Below are 15,631 nucleotides of genomic sequence, written 5' to 3' on the forward strand. Positions count from 1 at the left end.
TCGGGATGATCCATGTGGTTCAGGATGCCGATCTCGCGCCTGGCCCGGTCATTCAACAAGCGGCCCCGGAGGATCTTGACGGCGTAGAAGCATCCGGCCTGCTCGGCCTTGTAGACGTAGCCGTAGCTCCCGCTGCCGAGCTTCTCGACGATGCGGTAGCCCCCGACCATCTCTTGGGTTTCCGGCAGCCTGTAGACCAATCCCATGACGCACCTCCGAGAATGCCGAGCCTACCAGCCTCGTGGAGAACGAGCTGCGCTCCGAAAGCCCCGGCCCCCCATCCACCGTGGTAGACGGCCACCATGGACGAAGAACTTCAGCGCTCGCTTGGGGAAGTAGCTCGCGCTGCACGCGAGCGCCTCGGACTGACTCAAGCTCAGGTGGCCCAGAAGGTGGGGCTCGTTCCAGGTGTCTACGGACGGATCGAGCGTGGCGACATGATGCCGTCTGTCCCGAGCCTGCGGCGAATCAGCCTCGCCCTGGGAATCTCGTCCGACGCGCTGATGGGAGTGAGCCCTTCTCAGGTCGCGGCCACGGTGGATGAGGCTCCCCCAGAGGGGAACCTCTCGCCGGAGCTGCGGCGCATCCTCCACCAGCTCCGGACGTGGTCGCCAAAGCGCTTGAAGGTGCTCAGCAAGGTTCTGACCGTCCTTGCTTCGTCTTTCGAGGATTGAACCCGGTAGAGCCATCCGCCTACTCGGCCTGGTCATCTGGCTGTTGCGCGGTGTGTCTCACCAGCGCATTGGCGGTGCTGAGCATGACGGATACCTGTGCAGCGTCCATGCGGCGAATCGTTCTCACCAGTCGGCGCAGCTCGGGCGGCTCATCTGCCTCGGGTTCAGGCTCCTTCAGCCATGGAGGTGCCTTCTCGATATCGAGTCCCAGGACGACGTTCGCATCGAGGCGAAGCACACGGCACAACCTGCGAAAGGTCGCAACGCTCGGGAGCAGGTATCCTCGCTCAATCCGACCGAACACTTCGGTGACAATGCCAACGCGGTCCGCGACATCCGCCTGGGTCAGCTCAGTCTTCTTTCGAGCTTCGCGCACGACCACTGCCAGATGGGTCATCAACCTCTTCTTGTCGTTCTGCCTGCTCGTTCTGCTCGGTCCAGGGGTTACTGGACGCTCAGTGCCTTCGGCCACGGGAGGACTCCCATCTCGACAGGGTGCGCTGCTTTCCACTTGAGGGCGGATGCCTTCTTGAGGATGTCGGCCAGCTCCGCTGCGGCCTCCGTGGCGCCGAAGGGCTGGCGGAGACCGCGCAGGTAGGTGCGGAGGTCATCACGCAGCTCAGCGGCCGATTGATAGCGCTCGGCGGGGTCACTCCGAAGAGCCCGGTGAGCTATCTGCTTCAGCGGGGCCGGGGCTTTGTGGGCGATGCGCTCCACGTCCTCGGGGCCGAAGCGGAGGAGACGATCCGCGAGCACCTCGGTGGATGCCCAGGCTGAATGTTCGGCCCTCACTCCCGAGACGAGCCGGAGCGCGCGCTTGGACACCTCGGACGGCAGCGTGTCCAGAGGATCGAGCGGATGGTTCCCCGCGATGATCTCCAGCAGCACGAGCCCGAGAGAGAAGATGTCCGCCCTGCTGTCGACGCCCTTGGGAGAGAGAAGACCGGCTCGGCCCTTTTCGGAGAGGGAGCGAATGAGCTCCGGAGCCGCGTAGGCGAAGTTCCCCCGGAGCACCTTCGGTGGCGTGGGCACGCGGCCCAACAGCTCGGAGAACGCGGCACCGAAGTTCGTGAGCTTCACGCGACCGTTGCGTCCAAGGCGGATGGTCATGGGACCGATGGCACGGTGGATGATGTGAAGCGGGCGGCCTCGGTCATCCTCGCAGTGGTGGGCGTAGTCGAGGGCGTTGGCCACTTCAGCGGCGATGAAGGCGGCGAGGGCAGGCGAGGGCTTGCGGCCCAGCAACAGCGCGGAGCCGATGATCGTGGCCAGGAAGGCTCCTGGCATGTGTTCCATGACCACGAAGGGTGCCCCCTGGTACTCGGCGATCCTGAAGACGCGAGCGATCCTCGGATGATGAAGGTGCTCGGCGAGCTGAACTTCCTCGATGGCTCGGGTCCGGCCCTCACGCCCTTCAGGGACCTCTACCTGCTTCAGGACAACGAGCCTCCGGCGCGCCTTCTCCTTCAAGGGCCTGCTCCTGGCGAGCCACAGGGTGTCGTAGTCCACGTGTTCGAGGAGGGAGCGAAGCACCTCGTAGCGGAAGCATTCTGAAGCGAAGGTGAACGGCCCTGTGTCCGTGGGCGGGGTGTCGAATCCGGCCATGTGGTCTCCTGTGCGCTGCGGATCGCTCGAGGGGGAGGCGAAGGTCCCCAATGGTTACGTCGGAAGTGCTCCGACACGTACCATGGAAGGGCGGAGAAATGGAAGTCGCCTTACTGGGTAGGTCAGGAGGCGCGGGCAACCGGCCCAAGTAGGAGAACACGTCGGAAGACGGAACTGGGTGTCGGAAGGAGTCCGCGAACTGGCGCGCAGAGCAGAGGGCCGAGAATACCTGTTGAGCCCTACAGGCTCTTGGCCTGTGGGGAGTCAGGGAGGTTCACTGGGAATGGACAAGCTCCATCAACACGCACGAGAAGCGAGAGAGGGCCGGCGAGCGGCTGGAGCTGAAAAAGGGCCCGATCTACTGGCTCGGCCCGGACCTCACGGTGCGCGATTCCAGTGTCGTCATCAGTGCGGCTGGGCGCTCGCTGGTGCCCATGGCGGGGCAGTTCATCAACTGCACCATCTGAGCCTGCCCCGCCCGAGGGGAGAGGGGTTGTGTGGACTTATCGCTCCACCTGGACGCCCTTCCAGAAGGCGACGTGTCCCCGGATGTTGCTCGCCGCGTCCTTCGGCTCCGGGTAGTACCAGGCCGCGTCCTTGTTCACCTTCCCGTCTACCTCCACGTCGTAGTAGCTCGCCACTCCCTTCCACGGGCACGTGGTGTGCGTCGTGCTGTCCTTCAGCACCTCGCGCTTCACCGCCTCCCGCGGAAAGTAGACGTTGCCCTCCACCACCTCGTACGTGGGGCTCTCCGCGATCACCGCTCCGTTCCACATCGCTCTGGCCATGGCTGCTTCCTCCTCTGGACGCTCCCCGCATCCGTGCCTCGCGCCCGGGCGAAATGCCACGTGCGGCGGGCTCCAGGGGGAGCGGCCGGGTGAGTGCTCCACACCCGGCCCCCCGGGAGGGAAGCTTCGTCGAGGGAATGTCCGCTGGTGGAAAGGCCGGGGGGGAGGGATGGTGTGGGGTGCTCAGGGCTGTTCTGGCCCTGTTAACGTCCCTCGTCCCTTTCATGAACCCCTCCGAGCGGCGCGTCCCGGACGATTCCACGTTGCTGAGCCAAATCCTGAGCGGTCCCGACGGTGAGTTCACCTTCCGGCAGCTCGCCGAAACCATCCCGCAGCTCGTGTGGACGACCCGGCCGGACGGCCACCACGACTACTTCAACCCGCGCTGGTTCGAGTACACGGGCATGCCGCCCGGCTCCACCGCGGGTGACGGGTGGCGTCTGCCCGTGCATCCGGACGACCTCCCCGAGGCCTCCCGGCGCTGGCGGCACTCGCTGGCCACCGGCGAGCCCTACGAGGTGGAGTACCGCTGCCGGCGGCACGATGGGGTATACCGCTGGTTCCTCGGCCGGGCCAACCCGGTGCGCGATGCCAGCGGACGCATCATCAAGTGGTTCGGCACCTGCACCGACATCGATGATCAACGGCGCACCACGGACTCGCTGCAGCTGCTCGCCGAGGCCGGCTCCCTGCTGGGCTCCTCGCTGGACTACGAGACGACGCTGGCGGCCCTCACCCGGCTCGCCGTGCCCCGGCTCGCCGATTGGTGCTCCCTGGACATCCAGGGCGAGGATGGCGTCGTCCGGCTGCTGGCCGTGGCCCACGTGGATCCGGCCAAGGTGAAGTGGGCCCACGAGCTGCGCAAGCGCTACCCGCCGGACCCGAAGGACCCCCACGGCATCCACGAGGTCATCCGCACCGGCCGCTCCGTGATGCTCGCGGACATCCCCGACTCGGTGCTGGTGGCCGCCACGCGCGGCGACGCCGAGCACCTGCGCATCGCCCGGGAGCTGGGCCTGCGCTCGGCCATGACCGTGCCCCTCACCGCGCGGGGCCGGACCTTCGGTGCCCTCGCGCTCGTCTTCGCCGAGACGGGCCGGCGCTACACCCCCGCGGACCTGACGCTCGCCGAGCAGCTCGCCAGCCGCGCCGCCCTGGCGGTGGACAACGCGCGCCTCTACACCAACTCCGTGCGCGCCGAGGAGCGCTTCCGCTCGCTCATCCACGCCACCGCCCAGGCCGTCTGGGTGATGCAGCCGGAGGGCACGGTGGCGGAGGACTCGCCCACCTGGCGGGCCTTCACCGGCCAGGCCGCCGAGGAGTACCAGGGCTATGGCTGGCTCGCCGTGGTCCACCCCGAGGACCAGGAGCGCGTGCGGCGCGGGTGGCAGGCGGCCCGGGTCATCAAACAGCCCTACGAGGTGGAGATGCGCCTGTGCCGGGCCGATGGCAGCTGGGCCACCGTCCTGTCGCGCGCCGTGCCCATGCTGGATGCGCGGGGCCAGGTGCGCGAGTGGATCGGCACCAGCACGGACATCACCGCCCAGCGCCGCGCCGAGGAGACGTCGCGCCGGCTGGAGAGCGAGCAGCGCGCCCGCCAGCTGGAGGCCCTGCGCGCCGAGGTCAGCGAGGTGCTCTCCCGCGAGGACGCCCCGCCCCGGTTGATGCAGGCCTGCGCCGAGGTGATGGTGCGCAACCTGCCGGTGCTCTCGCTCGTCCAGCTGTGGACGTGGAACCGCGAGGCCCTGGTGCTGCAACTGGAGGGCAACGCCGGCGCCGCCGCGCCTCTCTCCGTGCAGCCCTCCCGGGTGGAGCTGGGCCAGACGCTCGTGGGCACCGTGGGCCAGGTGCGCCAGCCGTTGCTCGTCAACGAGCTGCTGGCGGATGCGCGGCTGCGCTCGCGCACGTGGGCGGAGGTCAACGGGCTGGTGTCCTTCCTGGGCGCCCCGCTGCTGGTGCGCGGCCAGCTGGTGGGCGTGCTCGCCGTCTACGGCCAGACGTCCCTGGAGGAGGAGACGCTGGCCACGCTGGCCACCGTGGCGGACGCGGTGGCCCAGGGCCTCGAGCGCCGCCGCGCCGAGTTCTCCCTCCAGGAGCATGCCCGCGAGCTGGCGCGCTCCAACGAGGAGCTGCAGCAGTTCGCCTACGTGGCCTCGCATGACCTGCAGGAGCCCCTGCGCATGGTGGCCAGCTACACGCAGCTGCTCGCGCGGCGCTACCAGGGCAAGCTGGACTCGGACGCGGACGAGTTCATCTCCTACGCCGTGGACGGGGTGAACCGCATGCAGCGGCTCATCCAGGACTTGCTGGCCTGGTCGCGCGTGGGCACCCGCGGCCACGAGTTCAAGCCGCTCGACTCCGGCCAGGCGCTGAACAAGGCGCTGGCCAACCTCAAGACGCTGATGGAGGAGACGGGCGCCACCCTCATCCAGGGCAAGCTGCCCCAGGTGATGGCGGACGAGACGCAGCTCACCCAGCTCTTCCAGAACCTGGTGGGCAACGCGCTGAAGTTCCACGGCGAGACGCCGCCCCGGGTGCTGGTGGAGGCCGAGCTCCAGGGCACCGAGTGGCGCTTCACCGTGGAGGACAACGGCATCGGCATCGAGCCCCAGTACTACGAGCGCATCTTCGTCATCTTCCAGCGGCTCCACGGCAAGGAGGAGTACCCCGGCACCGGCATCGGCCTGGCCATCTGCAAGAAGATCGTCGAGCGGCACGGAGGCCGCATCGGCCTGGACTCCCAACCCGGACAGGGGACCACGTTCTGGTTCACCCTGCCCGTGGTCCCCACCCCAACCATTCCGGGCACCCCCGCATGAGTGACGACACCCTTGGACGGCCCATTGAAATCCTCCTGGTGGAGGACAATCCCGGCGACGTCCGCCTGACCATCGAGGCCCTCAAGGAGGGCAAGGTGCGCAACCGCCTCTCCGTCGCCCGCGACGGCGTGGAGGCGCTGGCCTTCCTGCGCCGCGAGGGCCCCCACGCCAGCGCCTCCCGGCCGGACCTCATCCTGCTGGACCTGAACCTCCCCAAGAAGGACGGGCGCGAGGTGCTGGCGGAGATCAAGGACGACTCGCGCCTGCGCCGCATCCCCGTGGTGGTGCTGACCACGTCCAAGGCGGAGGAGGACATCCTGCGCACGTACGACCTGCACGCCAACTGCTACATCACCAAGCCGGTGGACCTGGAGCAGTTCATCTCGGTGGTGCGCTCCATCGACGACTTCTGGCTGTCGGTGGTGCGGCTGCCCTCGGTGGAGTGAGGCCGCCATGAGCCTGGACGAGGTGAAGCCCTTGCGGCTGCTGTTGGTGGAGGACAACCCCGGGGACGCCCGGCTCCTGCAGGAGGAGCTGAAGGAGGTGGCGTCCGCCCGCTTCGAGGTGCGCCACGTGACGCGCATGGCCGAGGCGCTGGCGGCGGTGGAGGAGCCGGGACTGGACGTGGTGCTGCTCGACCTCTCCCTGCCGGACGGGCACGGGCTGTCCAACATCGAGCGGGTGGTGCAGGTGGCGCCGGCACTGCCCCTGGTGGTGCTCACCGGCACCGACGACGAGCAACTGGCCATGGGGGCCATGCACGCGGGCGCGCAGGACTACCTGGTGAAGGGCCAGGCCACGGGGCCGCTGCTGGTGCGCGCGCTGCGCTACGCCATCGAGCGCAAGCGGGCCGAGGAGGGCCTCAAGCGCGAGGAGGCCGCGCGGCAGACGGCGCTCTTCCGCGAGCAGTTCCTGGGGATTCTGGGGCATGACCTGCGCAACCCGCTCCAGGCCATCTCCGGCAACGCGGCGCTGCTGCTGCGCTACGGCGGCCTGTCCGAGCCCCAGCGCAAGGCCCTCAACCGCATCTCCATCTCCTCGGACCGGATGGCGCGGATGATCTCCGACATCCTGGACTTCACGCGCACGCGGCTGGGCGGCGGCTACACGCTGCAGCGCACGTGGATGAACGTGCACGAGGTGCTCAAGCAGGTGGTGGAGGAGTTGGAGGTCGCCCATCCGCAGAAGCCGTTCGAGCTGAGCGTGTCCGGCACCGGCTGGGGCGAGTGGGACGCGGACCGCATCGCCCAGGCGGCGTCCAACCTGGTGGGCAACGCGGTGCAGTACTCGCCCGAGGGCAGCGCGGTGCGCGTGCTGGCGCGCGACGAGGGCGATGGGGTGCGGGTGGAGATCCACAACCAGGGCACGCCCATCCCCGCCGAGCGCCTGCCCCACATCTTCGATCCCTTCGTGCGCGGGCAGCAGGGCTCCCGCTCGGGCTCCCGCTCGGGGTTGGGGCTGGGGCTCTACATCACGCATGAAATCGTGAAGGCGCACGGGGGCTCGTTGCAGGTGCGCTCCACGGAGGCGGAGGGCACGTGCTTCTGGCTGAAGCTGCCGCGCCATCCGCCCCCCGCCGCGAAGAGCTGAGCCCGCGGGACCCCTCGCCTCGAAGCGCCACCGTGTTTGGGGACGAGAGGGGTCCCGGGCTATGCTGCTGCGCCGTGCGGCCCGCGGCAGGGAGCGCGCCGCATCTTGCCTGGATGCAGGTGTATGAACGACTCGCCGCCGTGGCCAGAGGACAAGGGAATGGAGACGCTCTCACTGCCCGGGCGCTCCGGGAACCCGGGGGCGGCCAGGCCTCGGGTGGTGCCCACACCGGGGCAGGTGCTGATGGAGCGCTATACGGTGCTCCACGTGCTGGGCCAGGGCGGCATCGGGGTGGTGTTGGCCGCCTATGACGCGCGGCTCGACAGGCGCGTGGCCCTCAAGCTGGTGCGCCCCCGTCCCGAGCGCGGCACCAGCGACGAGCTCGAGGCGAGGCTCGTGCGCGAGGCCAAGGTCATGGCGCGCCTCAACCACCCCCATGTGGTGTCCGTCTATGACGCGGGCACCCTGGAGGACGGCACGGTCTTCATCGCCATGGAGTACGTGGAGGGGCAGACGCTGCGCCAGTGGTACGAGCAGCAGCCGCGCTCCTGGCGGGAGGTGCTCGCCATGTACCTGGAGGCGGGCCGGGGGCTGATCGGGGCGCACGCGGTGGGCATCATCCACCGCGACTTCAAGCCGGACAACGTCCTGGTGGGAAAGGACGGACGGGTGCGGGTGACGGACTTCGGCGTGGCGCGTGCCGCATGGCTCCCCTCCTCGACCCCCCCTCCTTCCGCTCCCCCCTCCGCCGAGGACTGGCGCAAGACCTTCACCCTGCCGGGGCTGGTGGTGGGCACGCCCCGGTACATGGCGCCCGAGGTGCTTCGGGGACAGCCGGCCGACGCGCGCAGCGACCTGTTCTCCTTCTGCGTGGCCCTCTACGAGGCGCTCTACGCGCAGCCCGCCTTCCTGGGCGCCTCGGCCGCCGAGCACGCCCAGGCGCTGCTGGAGGGCCGGCTCAACCCGCTGCCCGCCAGGACGGAGGTGCCCGCGTGGGTGACGCGCGCGGTGCTGCAGGGGCTGAGCGCCGAGTCGGCCCGGCGCACGGCCTCGCTGGGGAGCCTGCTGGCCCTGCTGGAAGAGGATCCCCAGGCGCGGCTGCGGGCACGGCTGCGGGCCTCCGCCCTGGCGGTGGGCATGATGGCGCTGGGGGGCCTGGTGGCGTGGACGTGGGGGGGCCAGCAGGGCTCCACCTGCGCGGGGCTGGAGGGGCGGCTGGCGGGAGTGTGGGACGCGCAGGTGCGGACCCGGGTGGGCGAGGCCCTGCGGGCCTCGGAGCTGCCCTACGCCCTTCAGACCGCCGAGCGCGTGGATTCCGTCCTGGAGCAGTACGCGAGCGCCTGGGTGCGGATGAGCACGGAGGTGTGTCAGCAGGAGGGCTCGCGGGCGCCCGATGCGCGCGGCCTGGGGCTGCGGCGCGTGGCGTGCCTGGAGCGGCGGCGTGGCCAGCTGCGCGCCCTCACCGAGCTGCTCGTCCAGGAGCCGGACCCGAAGCTGCTGTCCGGGGCCATCGAGGCCGCGCGGGCGCTGCCGCCGCTGGAGGACTGCGCGGACGAGGCGGCCCTGATGGCCGCGGTGCCTCCCCCGGAGGAGCCGGTGCTGCGCGCCCGGGTGGAGGAGCTGCAGCAGCAGGTGGACCGGCTGCTGGTGCTGCACGAGGCGGGCAGGTACTCGGAGGGGCTGACGCTGGCGCGGCAACTGCTGCCGCGGGTGGAGCAGGTGGACTTCGTCCCGCTGCGCGCCCGGGCGCTGTATGCCCAGGCCCGGCTGCAGGACGGCGCCGGAGACTTCCCGGGCGCCGAGGCCCGGTTGCGCGAGGCCATCTCCCAGGCCGCGCGCTGCGGAGACACCGTGCTGCTGGCGCAGTCCTGGAGCACCCTGCTGTGGGTGATTGGACCGCGGCAGGGCCGCCTCCAGGAGGCGCTCGGGCTGAAGCTGACGGTGGAGTCCCTGGTGGAGCTGGCCAGGGATGACCAGGTGCGGGCCTACGCCTTCAACAACCTGGGCATCGTGCTGCGCGCCCTGGGGCGGCATGAGGAGGCGCTGACGTGGCTGGAGCGCACGCGCGGCCTCATCGAGAAGGTCCGCGGGCCCGAGCACCCCGAGGTCGCCGACATCCTCAACAACATGGGCATCGTGCTCAACTCCCTGGGCAGGTACGAGCAGGCGTTGGCCTCGCACCAGCAGGCGCTGCGCATCCAGGAGAAGGTGCTGGGGCCCGGGCACGTCCACGTGGGCCCCGTGCTCAACGGCCTGGGCGTCGTGTTCCACTCCCTGGGCCGGTACGAGGAGTCCCTGGCCCACTCCGAGCGCGCGCTGGCCGTCCAGGAGCGGGCGCTGGGGCCCGAGCACCCCCAGGTCGCCACCATCCTCGGCAACGTGGGCCTCGCGCTCAACGCCCTGGGCAGACACGAGCAGGCGCTGGCCGCCTACGAGCGCGTGCTGGCGCTCAAGCAGAAGGCGTTTGGCGCCAGCTCTCCCAAGACGGCCGTGGCGCTCAACAACCTGGGCCACACGCTCCACGGCCTGGGCAGGTACGAGGAGGCCCTGGCCCGCTACCAGCAGGCGATGGCGCTGCACGACAAGGCGCAGGAGCACGAGCACCCCCAGGTGGCGACCGTGCTCAACAACGTGGGGCTCGCGCTCAACGCCCTGGGCAGATACGAGCAGGCGCTGGCCGCCTACGAGCGCTCGCTGACGCTCAAGCAGAAGGTGTTCGGCGCCGAGCACCCCCAGGTGGCGACCACGCTGGGCAACACGGGCCTCACGCTCCATGCGCTGGGCCGGTACGAGCAGGCGCAGGCGCGGCTGGAGCGCGCCCTGGCCATTCAGCAGAAGGCGCTTGGCGCCGAGCACCCCAGCGGCGCCGCCACGCTGACGGGCCTGGGCCTCGTCCTCCTGGCCCGGGGCCAGCACGAGCAGGCGCAGGCGCGGCTGGAGCATGCCCTGTCACTCAAGGAGAAGGTGCTGGGGCCCGGGCACCCGGAGCTGGCCTCCACCCTGCTGGGACTGGGCGAGCTGCAGCTGGCCCGCCGCCTCCCCTCCCAGGCCGCGCCTCCGCTGGAGCGCGCCCTGTCGCTCGCCAGGAGCGGGGACAAACCGCTCATTCAGCTCACCCTGGCGCGGGCCCTGTGGGATTCGGGGGGAGAGCGGCGCCGCGCCACCCGTCTCGTCTCCCTGGCGCGGGAGGCCTGGCGCGCGCTGGCTCATCCCCGGCAGGCCGAGGCCTCCCGGTGGTTGGCTTCCCACCCCTCCCCTTGAGCCAGGGCCCCCACCCCCGCAGCCCCGGCGAGCGGGGCGTGGATTGATTGAAATCCCACGATTGCTGCGTTACTGGTTGCCAGGTGGCGTCCGAGCTTGACAGGGGTATGCAGGGGCTGGGCCTGGAGACCTCGCCGCTGACGCGCGCGCGCGCCCCCCACCTTCAATTCCGTGTGCTGGTGGTGTCCGGGCCGGATAGCGGCCGCGGCCTCGCCCTGGACTGCGGGCGGTACGAGGTGGGCACGGCGTCCTCGTGCCAGCTCGTGCTGAGCGACAGGACCATCTCCCGGCGCCACCTGGCGCTCGAGGTGAGCGAGGAGCGGGTGCGGGCGCTGGACCTGGGCTCGCGCAACGGCTCCTACTGCGAGGGGATGCGCTTCTCCGAGCTGGAGGTCCGCCCCGGTGCCCTCCTCACCCTGGGCACCACGGAGCTGAAGCTGGTGCTGGCGGACACCCGCGAGGCCAGCCTGCCCCTGTCCACGCGGGAGCGCTTCGGTGGGCTGGTGGGGCGCAGCCAAAGCATGCGCGGGCTGTTCGCCGTGCTGGAGCGGCTGGCGGCCAGCCATGGAGACGTGCTCATCCAGGGCGAGACGGGCACGGGCAAGGAGCTGTGCGCCGAGGCCATCCACGCCGAGAGCCCACGCGGCAAGGGCCCCTTCGTCATCGTGGACCTGGCTGGCATCGCTCCCTCGCTCATCGAGAGCGAGCTGTTCGGCCACGTGAAGGGGGCCTTCACCGGAGCCCACGGAGACCGGGCCGGCGTGTTCGAGCAGGCCCGCGGGGGCACCGTCTTCCTGGACGAGGTGGGGGAGCTGCCGCTGGAGCTGCAGCCGCGGCTGTTGCGGGTGCTGGAGCGGCGCCAGGTCAAGCGCGTGGGCGGCAACGACTACCGCGGCGTGGACGTGCGGGTGGTGGCCGCCACGCACGTGGACCTGGAAGCGGCGGTGGAGGCGGGCAGGTTCCGCAGGGACTTGTTCCACCGGCTCGCCGTGCTGCGGGTGGCCCTGCCGCCCCTGCGCGAGCAATCCGAGGACGTTCCCCTGCTCATCGACACGGTGCTGGCGCGCATGGGGCATCCACCCAGCGCGCTGTCGGACCAGACACGCGCCCTGCTCGGCCAGTATCCGTGGCCGGGCAACGTGCGCGAGCTGCGCAACATGGTGGAGCAGGTGGTGAGCCTGGGCGAGGACGCGCTGCGGCAGCTGGACGCCAGCCCGGAGCGCGGCTCCGGCCGCCCTCACACCCCACCGCGGGAGGTGGCTCGCGAGGTGGCCGGGCCGCGGCCCCCCCGGAGCGAGCCGCCCGGGCCGGCGCTGCCCTTCAAGGAGGCCAAGGAGCAGCTCATCGAGGGGTTCGAGCGCGACTACCTCAAGAGCCTGCTCGCCCGGTGCGAGGGCAACCAGTCACGCGCGGCGCGGGAGGCCGGCATCGACCGGGTCTACCTGCGCCGGCTGCTGCTCAAGCATGGGCTGGACGAGTGAAGCGGACGCCAGGGCCGGCGGCGGACAGGTTCCCCTGCCCACCGCCAGCCCCGGTCAGCCCATCAGTCCCTGGGCTGCGAGGTGCACCCGCAGGTGGCTCCGCTCGTCGTGTTCGACCAGCCCAGGTTCCAGTACAGGCCATCGGGCATGGTGGAGCGCTTGTACTCGCAGGTGACCGGGCACATGAGCTCGGCCTCCCCCTGCCCGCTGAGCGCGAACCCGAGCTGGGCATTCTGGGTGAACGCGGCCGGCTGGCTGCCCGCGGACACGCACCCGCAGAGTCCCGTCGCGCCGGAGTTGGTCCACTGGTTGTTCCAGCCCATGCTCTCGTTCAGGCTGGTGCCCAGCTGCACGCACGCATTGGGGCAGGTGTTGTTCGCGGCGGTCTGTCCACTCAGGGGCGCCACCACGGCGTCCCTCCAGAACGAGCGCACGTTGCTCTGCCGCCGCTGCGCGCAGGCGTTGAGCCGGGCGGACCTGTCTCCGGACGGAATGGTGTCGAAGCCGCTGGACAGCACGCCGGCGATCTCCCCCGCGATGCCGCAGTGGGCGATGGAGGTGGGGTGGACCTTGTCGAAGAACATGTAGCCCGGGCAGGGCTTGTCCACATAGGAGGGAGACCAGGACGTGTCCGCCGCCGAGCCCACGTAGCAGGAGGTGCTGAAGTTGGTCATCCCGGAAGAGCGGTAGGTGCCGTTGAGCCAGGAGCGGATGAAGTCGTTCAGCTCGAAGTACAGCGTGTTGGTCATGAAGCCCGCCTGGTATTCCAGGTCATCGTTGAAGAGGAAGGTCGTCAGCTGGACCCAGTCCTTCTTCTGCTGTGTCCAGCCGTCGTAGGACGCCAGGGGCACGGTGGCGATGTCGGGCAGACCGACCAGGAGCGCCGCCGCGTAGCTGGAGGACGTCGCGGTGGAGACGATCTGCACGGTCTCCATCACCGAGTTGCGCAGCTCGGTGGAGAACGCGACGGGGGACACCGTCTCCCAGCCCGACTCGCTGACGCGGTTCATCACGTCGTTGGCGCCTCCCCAGAAGACGAAGAGGCTCTCCCGGATGGTCCCGAGCTGGCCGTTCTGCCGGAGCGTGTCGATGTACCGGCTCGCCCGGGTCTTCAGCGACGGGCGATCAATCAGGTTGCGGCGCAGCTCCGCGCCACCCCACGCCTCGTTGTACACCTTGGGCGCCAGGACGTTGTAGTCCCGCACGAGGTAGTCGACCCAGTTGTACCCGTTGGTGAAGCGGCCGTTCCAATAGCCATGATGGCCGTTGGGGACCCAGAAGAGGTAGCTGGAGTGCATGTTGCGCTGGTCCGACAGGCTGTCGCCGAAGATGACCAGGCGCCGCAGGTCGGTCAGCAGCATCCGGTTGGTCATGGCCGAGGCCTGGACCTCCGTGGGCGTCAGCTCGATGCGCTCCCCCGCCGGGACGGACTGCATCGAGGAGACGGACGGCCTGGCGCTCATGCGCGAGACGACCGCGCGGGTGAGGCTCGCGGGCTGGCGGAGCGCCGAGAGGCGTCCGGAGTCACTCACGGTGCGGTTCGCGTGGTAGCGCTTTCCATCGCTGCCCTGGAGCTCCAGCTCGAAGCCCGGCGCCACCCGCAGCTCGCGCAGTGACGCCGGGGTGGAGCCCGGAAGGCCGCTCTCGCCGAGCCCCAGGCATGCCGCCTGGGCATCGGACTGGCCCTCGAGGGTGATGCTGACCGGGCACCACTCGACCTTGACGGACTCGAGCACCCGGGGCTTGTCCGGCGACAACAGCCTGGAGCGGCTGTCGACGTAGACGGCCGTCGAGCCATCCGTGAAGCGCAGGAGCGCGCGGTAGCCGTTCTCCACGTCGATGGAGCCCACCTCCGGCACCGAGAAGCCGAGCCGCTGAAGGTCCTCCCGCGTGAAGGTGCCCTCCTGCAAGCAAGCCAGGTCCGTCAGGCCCTCCGCCCGCGGCGTCTGGACGAGGTCCCGCTGCGTCTCCTCGCTGAACCGCGTGTCCTCGTGCAGCAGCGTCAGACAGGCTTCCGGCCTGGCACTGGCGGCGGTGGGGGGGACGTCCTTCTCCCGCGCGCCCTCCACTTCCCCACACCCCATGGCGAGCGTGAGCAGTGGAACGAGTGGCAGGCTTCGACAGGCCTGACGCAGGGAGACGCGTGGCTTTCTCTTCAGAATCTTCATGTGCACTTTCGAGCGGGTCCGAATGTTGTCTGCTGATGTGAGTGAGGCGGATGTCGCAAACAGGTCTTCACGGTTTGCGGAGCCGGACCGTTGCGGCTGCCGTGCCAATTCCCGCAATCCCGTTTTGTCTCGTATCTACAAGGATTTGGGGAAACGGGCGGGAGGACCGCGAGCGACGGGTGAGGACAGTTGTCCTCACCTGAGGACTGCGAGCTTCAGGTGAGGACAGTTGTCCTCACCTTTCCCGGCTGCGCATCGGTTCCAGTAAGTGCGGGAAAATACAGGAGTTCCAGGCTTGCGGGGTGGTGGCATGCGGGTTGCTCAGGTCCGGCACAGCCCCAACCTCGGGTTTCCGCACGAAGCAACGGAGAAACATCCATGAAGAACCTGATCCTCGCCCTGCTCACCCTGGCCCCCGCCCTGGCTTCCGCCCAGACGGCATCGCGCTGCACGAACATCAATGACTGGATTACGAATGATACGGATGGCTTCGGGCGCAATGCCTGGGCGCGCAAGTGTGGCTACCACACCGCGGGCATGGAAAGCTTCATGAACTCGGAGCACATGTACATCACCTTCACGAACTCCACGGGGACGCACATCCGGGCGCCTGTCCGGGAGGTGGACGCGTGCATCACCGGGCTGCAGAAGCTGGGTTACTGCTACACCGGCTGCTACACGCCGGAGCAGCGGCTGTCGTTCGGGGGCAAGTACATCGGTGTGCAGGAGGCCTCCGAGCAGAAGGTGACGAACGTCACCGCGCTCACCCCCGCCTCCTCGCAGGAGCTGCTGAGCTACGGGGAGCAGGCCATCAAGTACTACGTGGCGGGCGACACCGAGGAGACCATCTACGTCCTGAAGACGGCCGATGGGCGCCGGCTGGAGGTGACGGGCACCCACCCGATGGTGCGCGGCACCGGTGAGGTGGTCAAGGCGGTGGACCTGAAGGCGGGTGACACGCTGCTGGGCGCGGATGGCAGGGAAGTGGCGCTGGCCGAGGTGAGCACGTTCCTGTTCAAGGGCAAGGTGTGGAACGTGCTGCCCTTCAGCCAGGAGAAGATGGAGAACATCTTCAACGCCGAGGGGCTGCTGTCGGGCTCCATCCGCTTCCAGAACCAGTGGGGCGATGATGCGTACCGGCTGTCGCTGCGCGACGAGCTGGAGGCGAGCGCGCAGTAGCGCCTGACTCCCCCGCGCCCCTGGCCGGCGGCACCCGCCGCCGGCCTCTTTGCGCTGAGTGTCTCC

11 protein-coding genes and 1 pseudogene are annotated in these 15,631 nt (G+C 69.6%); 7 read left to right on the plus strand and 5 right to left on the minus strand.

Translation table 11 applies throughout. From position 1 onward, the window contains the following. Window positions 1-206 (minus strand): annotated as a pseudogene (locus VFZ09_RS10470) (hypothetical protein); the annotation flags it as partial. Between the two features lie 96 nt (window positions 207-302). On the opposite strand from VFZ09_RS10470, the gene VFZ09_RS10475 reads away from it, so the two are divergent. Then, window positions 303-674, plus strand: a complete 372-nt coding sequence (locus VFZ09_RS10475; RefSeq protein WP_329727381.1) for a helix-turn-helix transcriptional regulator — start codon at window positions 303-305, stop codon at window positions 672-674. 19 nt (window positions 675-693) lie between these two features. On the opposite strand, the gene VFZ09_RS10480 is transcribed toward VFZ09_RS10475, so the two are convergent. The 3 genes from VFZ09_RS10480 to VFZ09_RS10490 all read right to left on the minus strand — a co-directional run bounded on the left by VFZ09_RS10480 (window position 694) and on the right by VFZ09_RS10490 (window position 3,067). After that, the gene (locus tag VFZ09_RS10480; RefSeq protein ID WP_329727382.1) at window positions 694-1,071 is read right to left on the minus strand and encodes a helix-turn-helix transcriptional regulator; all 378 of its coding nucleotides are present in this window, start codon (window positions 1,069-1,071) and stop codon (window positions 694-696) included. 47 nt (window positions 1,072-1,118) lie between these two features. Continuing rightward, window positions 1,119-2,279 (minus strand): serine/threonine-protein kinase, encoded by a 1,161-nt coding sequence (locus VFZ09_RS10485; RefSeq protein ID WP_329727383.1) that lies wholly within the window; start codon window positions 2,277-2,279, stop codon window positions 1,119-1,121. Between the two features lie 503 nt (window positions 2,280-2,782). Continuing rightward, window positions 2,783-3,067 (minus strand): DUF427 domain-containing protein, encoded by a 285-nt coding sequence (locus VFZ09_RS10490; RefSeq protein WP_329727384.1) that lies wholly within the window; start codon window positions 3,065-3,067, stop codon window positions 2,783-2,785. A gap of 263 nt (window positions 3,068-3,330) precedes the next feature. Between VFZ09_RS10490 and VFZ09_RS10495 the strand changes: the two genes are divergently transcribed. The 5 genes from VFZ09_RS10495 to VFZ09_RS10515 all read left to right on the plus strand — a co-directional run bounded on the left by VFZ09_RS10495 (window position 3,331) and on the right by VFZ09_RS10515 (window position 12,218). Further along, window positions 3,331-5,886 carry a PAS domain-containing protein gene (locus VFZ09_RS10495; protein ID WP_329727385.1) on the plus strand — a complete coding sequence of 852 codons (2,556 nt, stop codon included), beginning with the start codon at window positions 3,331-3,333 and terminating at the stop codon, window positions 5,884-5,886. Next, a complete protein-coding gene (locus tag VFZ09_RS10500; protein WP_329727386.1) occupies window positions 5,883-6,332 on the plus strand; it encodes a response regulator in 450 nt (149 codons plus the stop codon). Before VFZ09_RS10495 ends, VFZ09_RS10500 begins: the two co-directional genes overlap by 4 nt. Window positions 6,333-6,339: 7 nt before the next feature. Next, window positions 6,340-7,476, plus strand: coding sequence for a hybrid sensor histidine kinase/response regulator (locus VFZ09_RS10505; protein WP_329727387.1), 1,137 nt, complete (start codon window positions 6,340-6,342; stop codon window positions 7,474-7,476). Between the two features lie 123 nt (window positions 7,477-7,599). Continuing rightward, a complete protein-coding gene (locus tag VFZ09_RS10510) occupies window positions 7,600-10,737 on the plus strand; it encodes a serine/threonine-protein kinase (protein WP_329727388.1) in 3,138 nt (1,045 codons plus the stop codon). 107 nt (window positions 10,738-10,844) lie between these two features. Continuing rightward, window positions 10,845-12,218 carry a sigma 54-interacting transcriptional regulator gene (locus tag VFZ09_RS10515; protein ID WP_329727389.1) on the plus strand — a complete coding sequence of 458 codons (1,374 nt, stop codon included), beginning with the start codon at window positions 10,845-10,847 and terminating at the stop codon, window positions 12,216-12,218. A gap of 62 nt (window positions 12,219-12,280) precedes the next feature. Here the strand turns inward: VFZ09_RS10515 and VFZ09_RS10520 are convergent, their stop codons facing one another. Then, complete coding sequence (locus tag VFZ09_RS10520) at window positions 12,281-14,386, minus strand: SGNH/GDSL hydrolase family protein (protein ID WP_329727390.1); 2,106 nt, start codon at window positions 14,384-14,386, stop codon at window positions 12,281-12,283. A 378-nt stretch (window positions 14,387-14,764) separates the two neighbouring features. Between VFZ09_RS10520 and VFZ09_RS10525 the strand changes: the two genes are divergently transcribed. Then, window positions 14,765-15,565 (plus strand): Hint domain-containing protein, encoded by an 801-nt coding sequence (locus tag VFZ09_RS10525; protein WP_329727391.1) that lies wholly within the window; start codon window positions 14,765-14,767, stop codon window positions 15,563-15,565. Window positions 15,566-15,631 lie beyond the last annotated feature (66 nt).

Source organism: Archangium sp., from assembly GCF_036277355.1.
Lineage (GTDB): Bacteria > Myxococcota > Myxococcia > Myxococcales > Myxococcaceae > Archangium.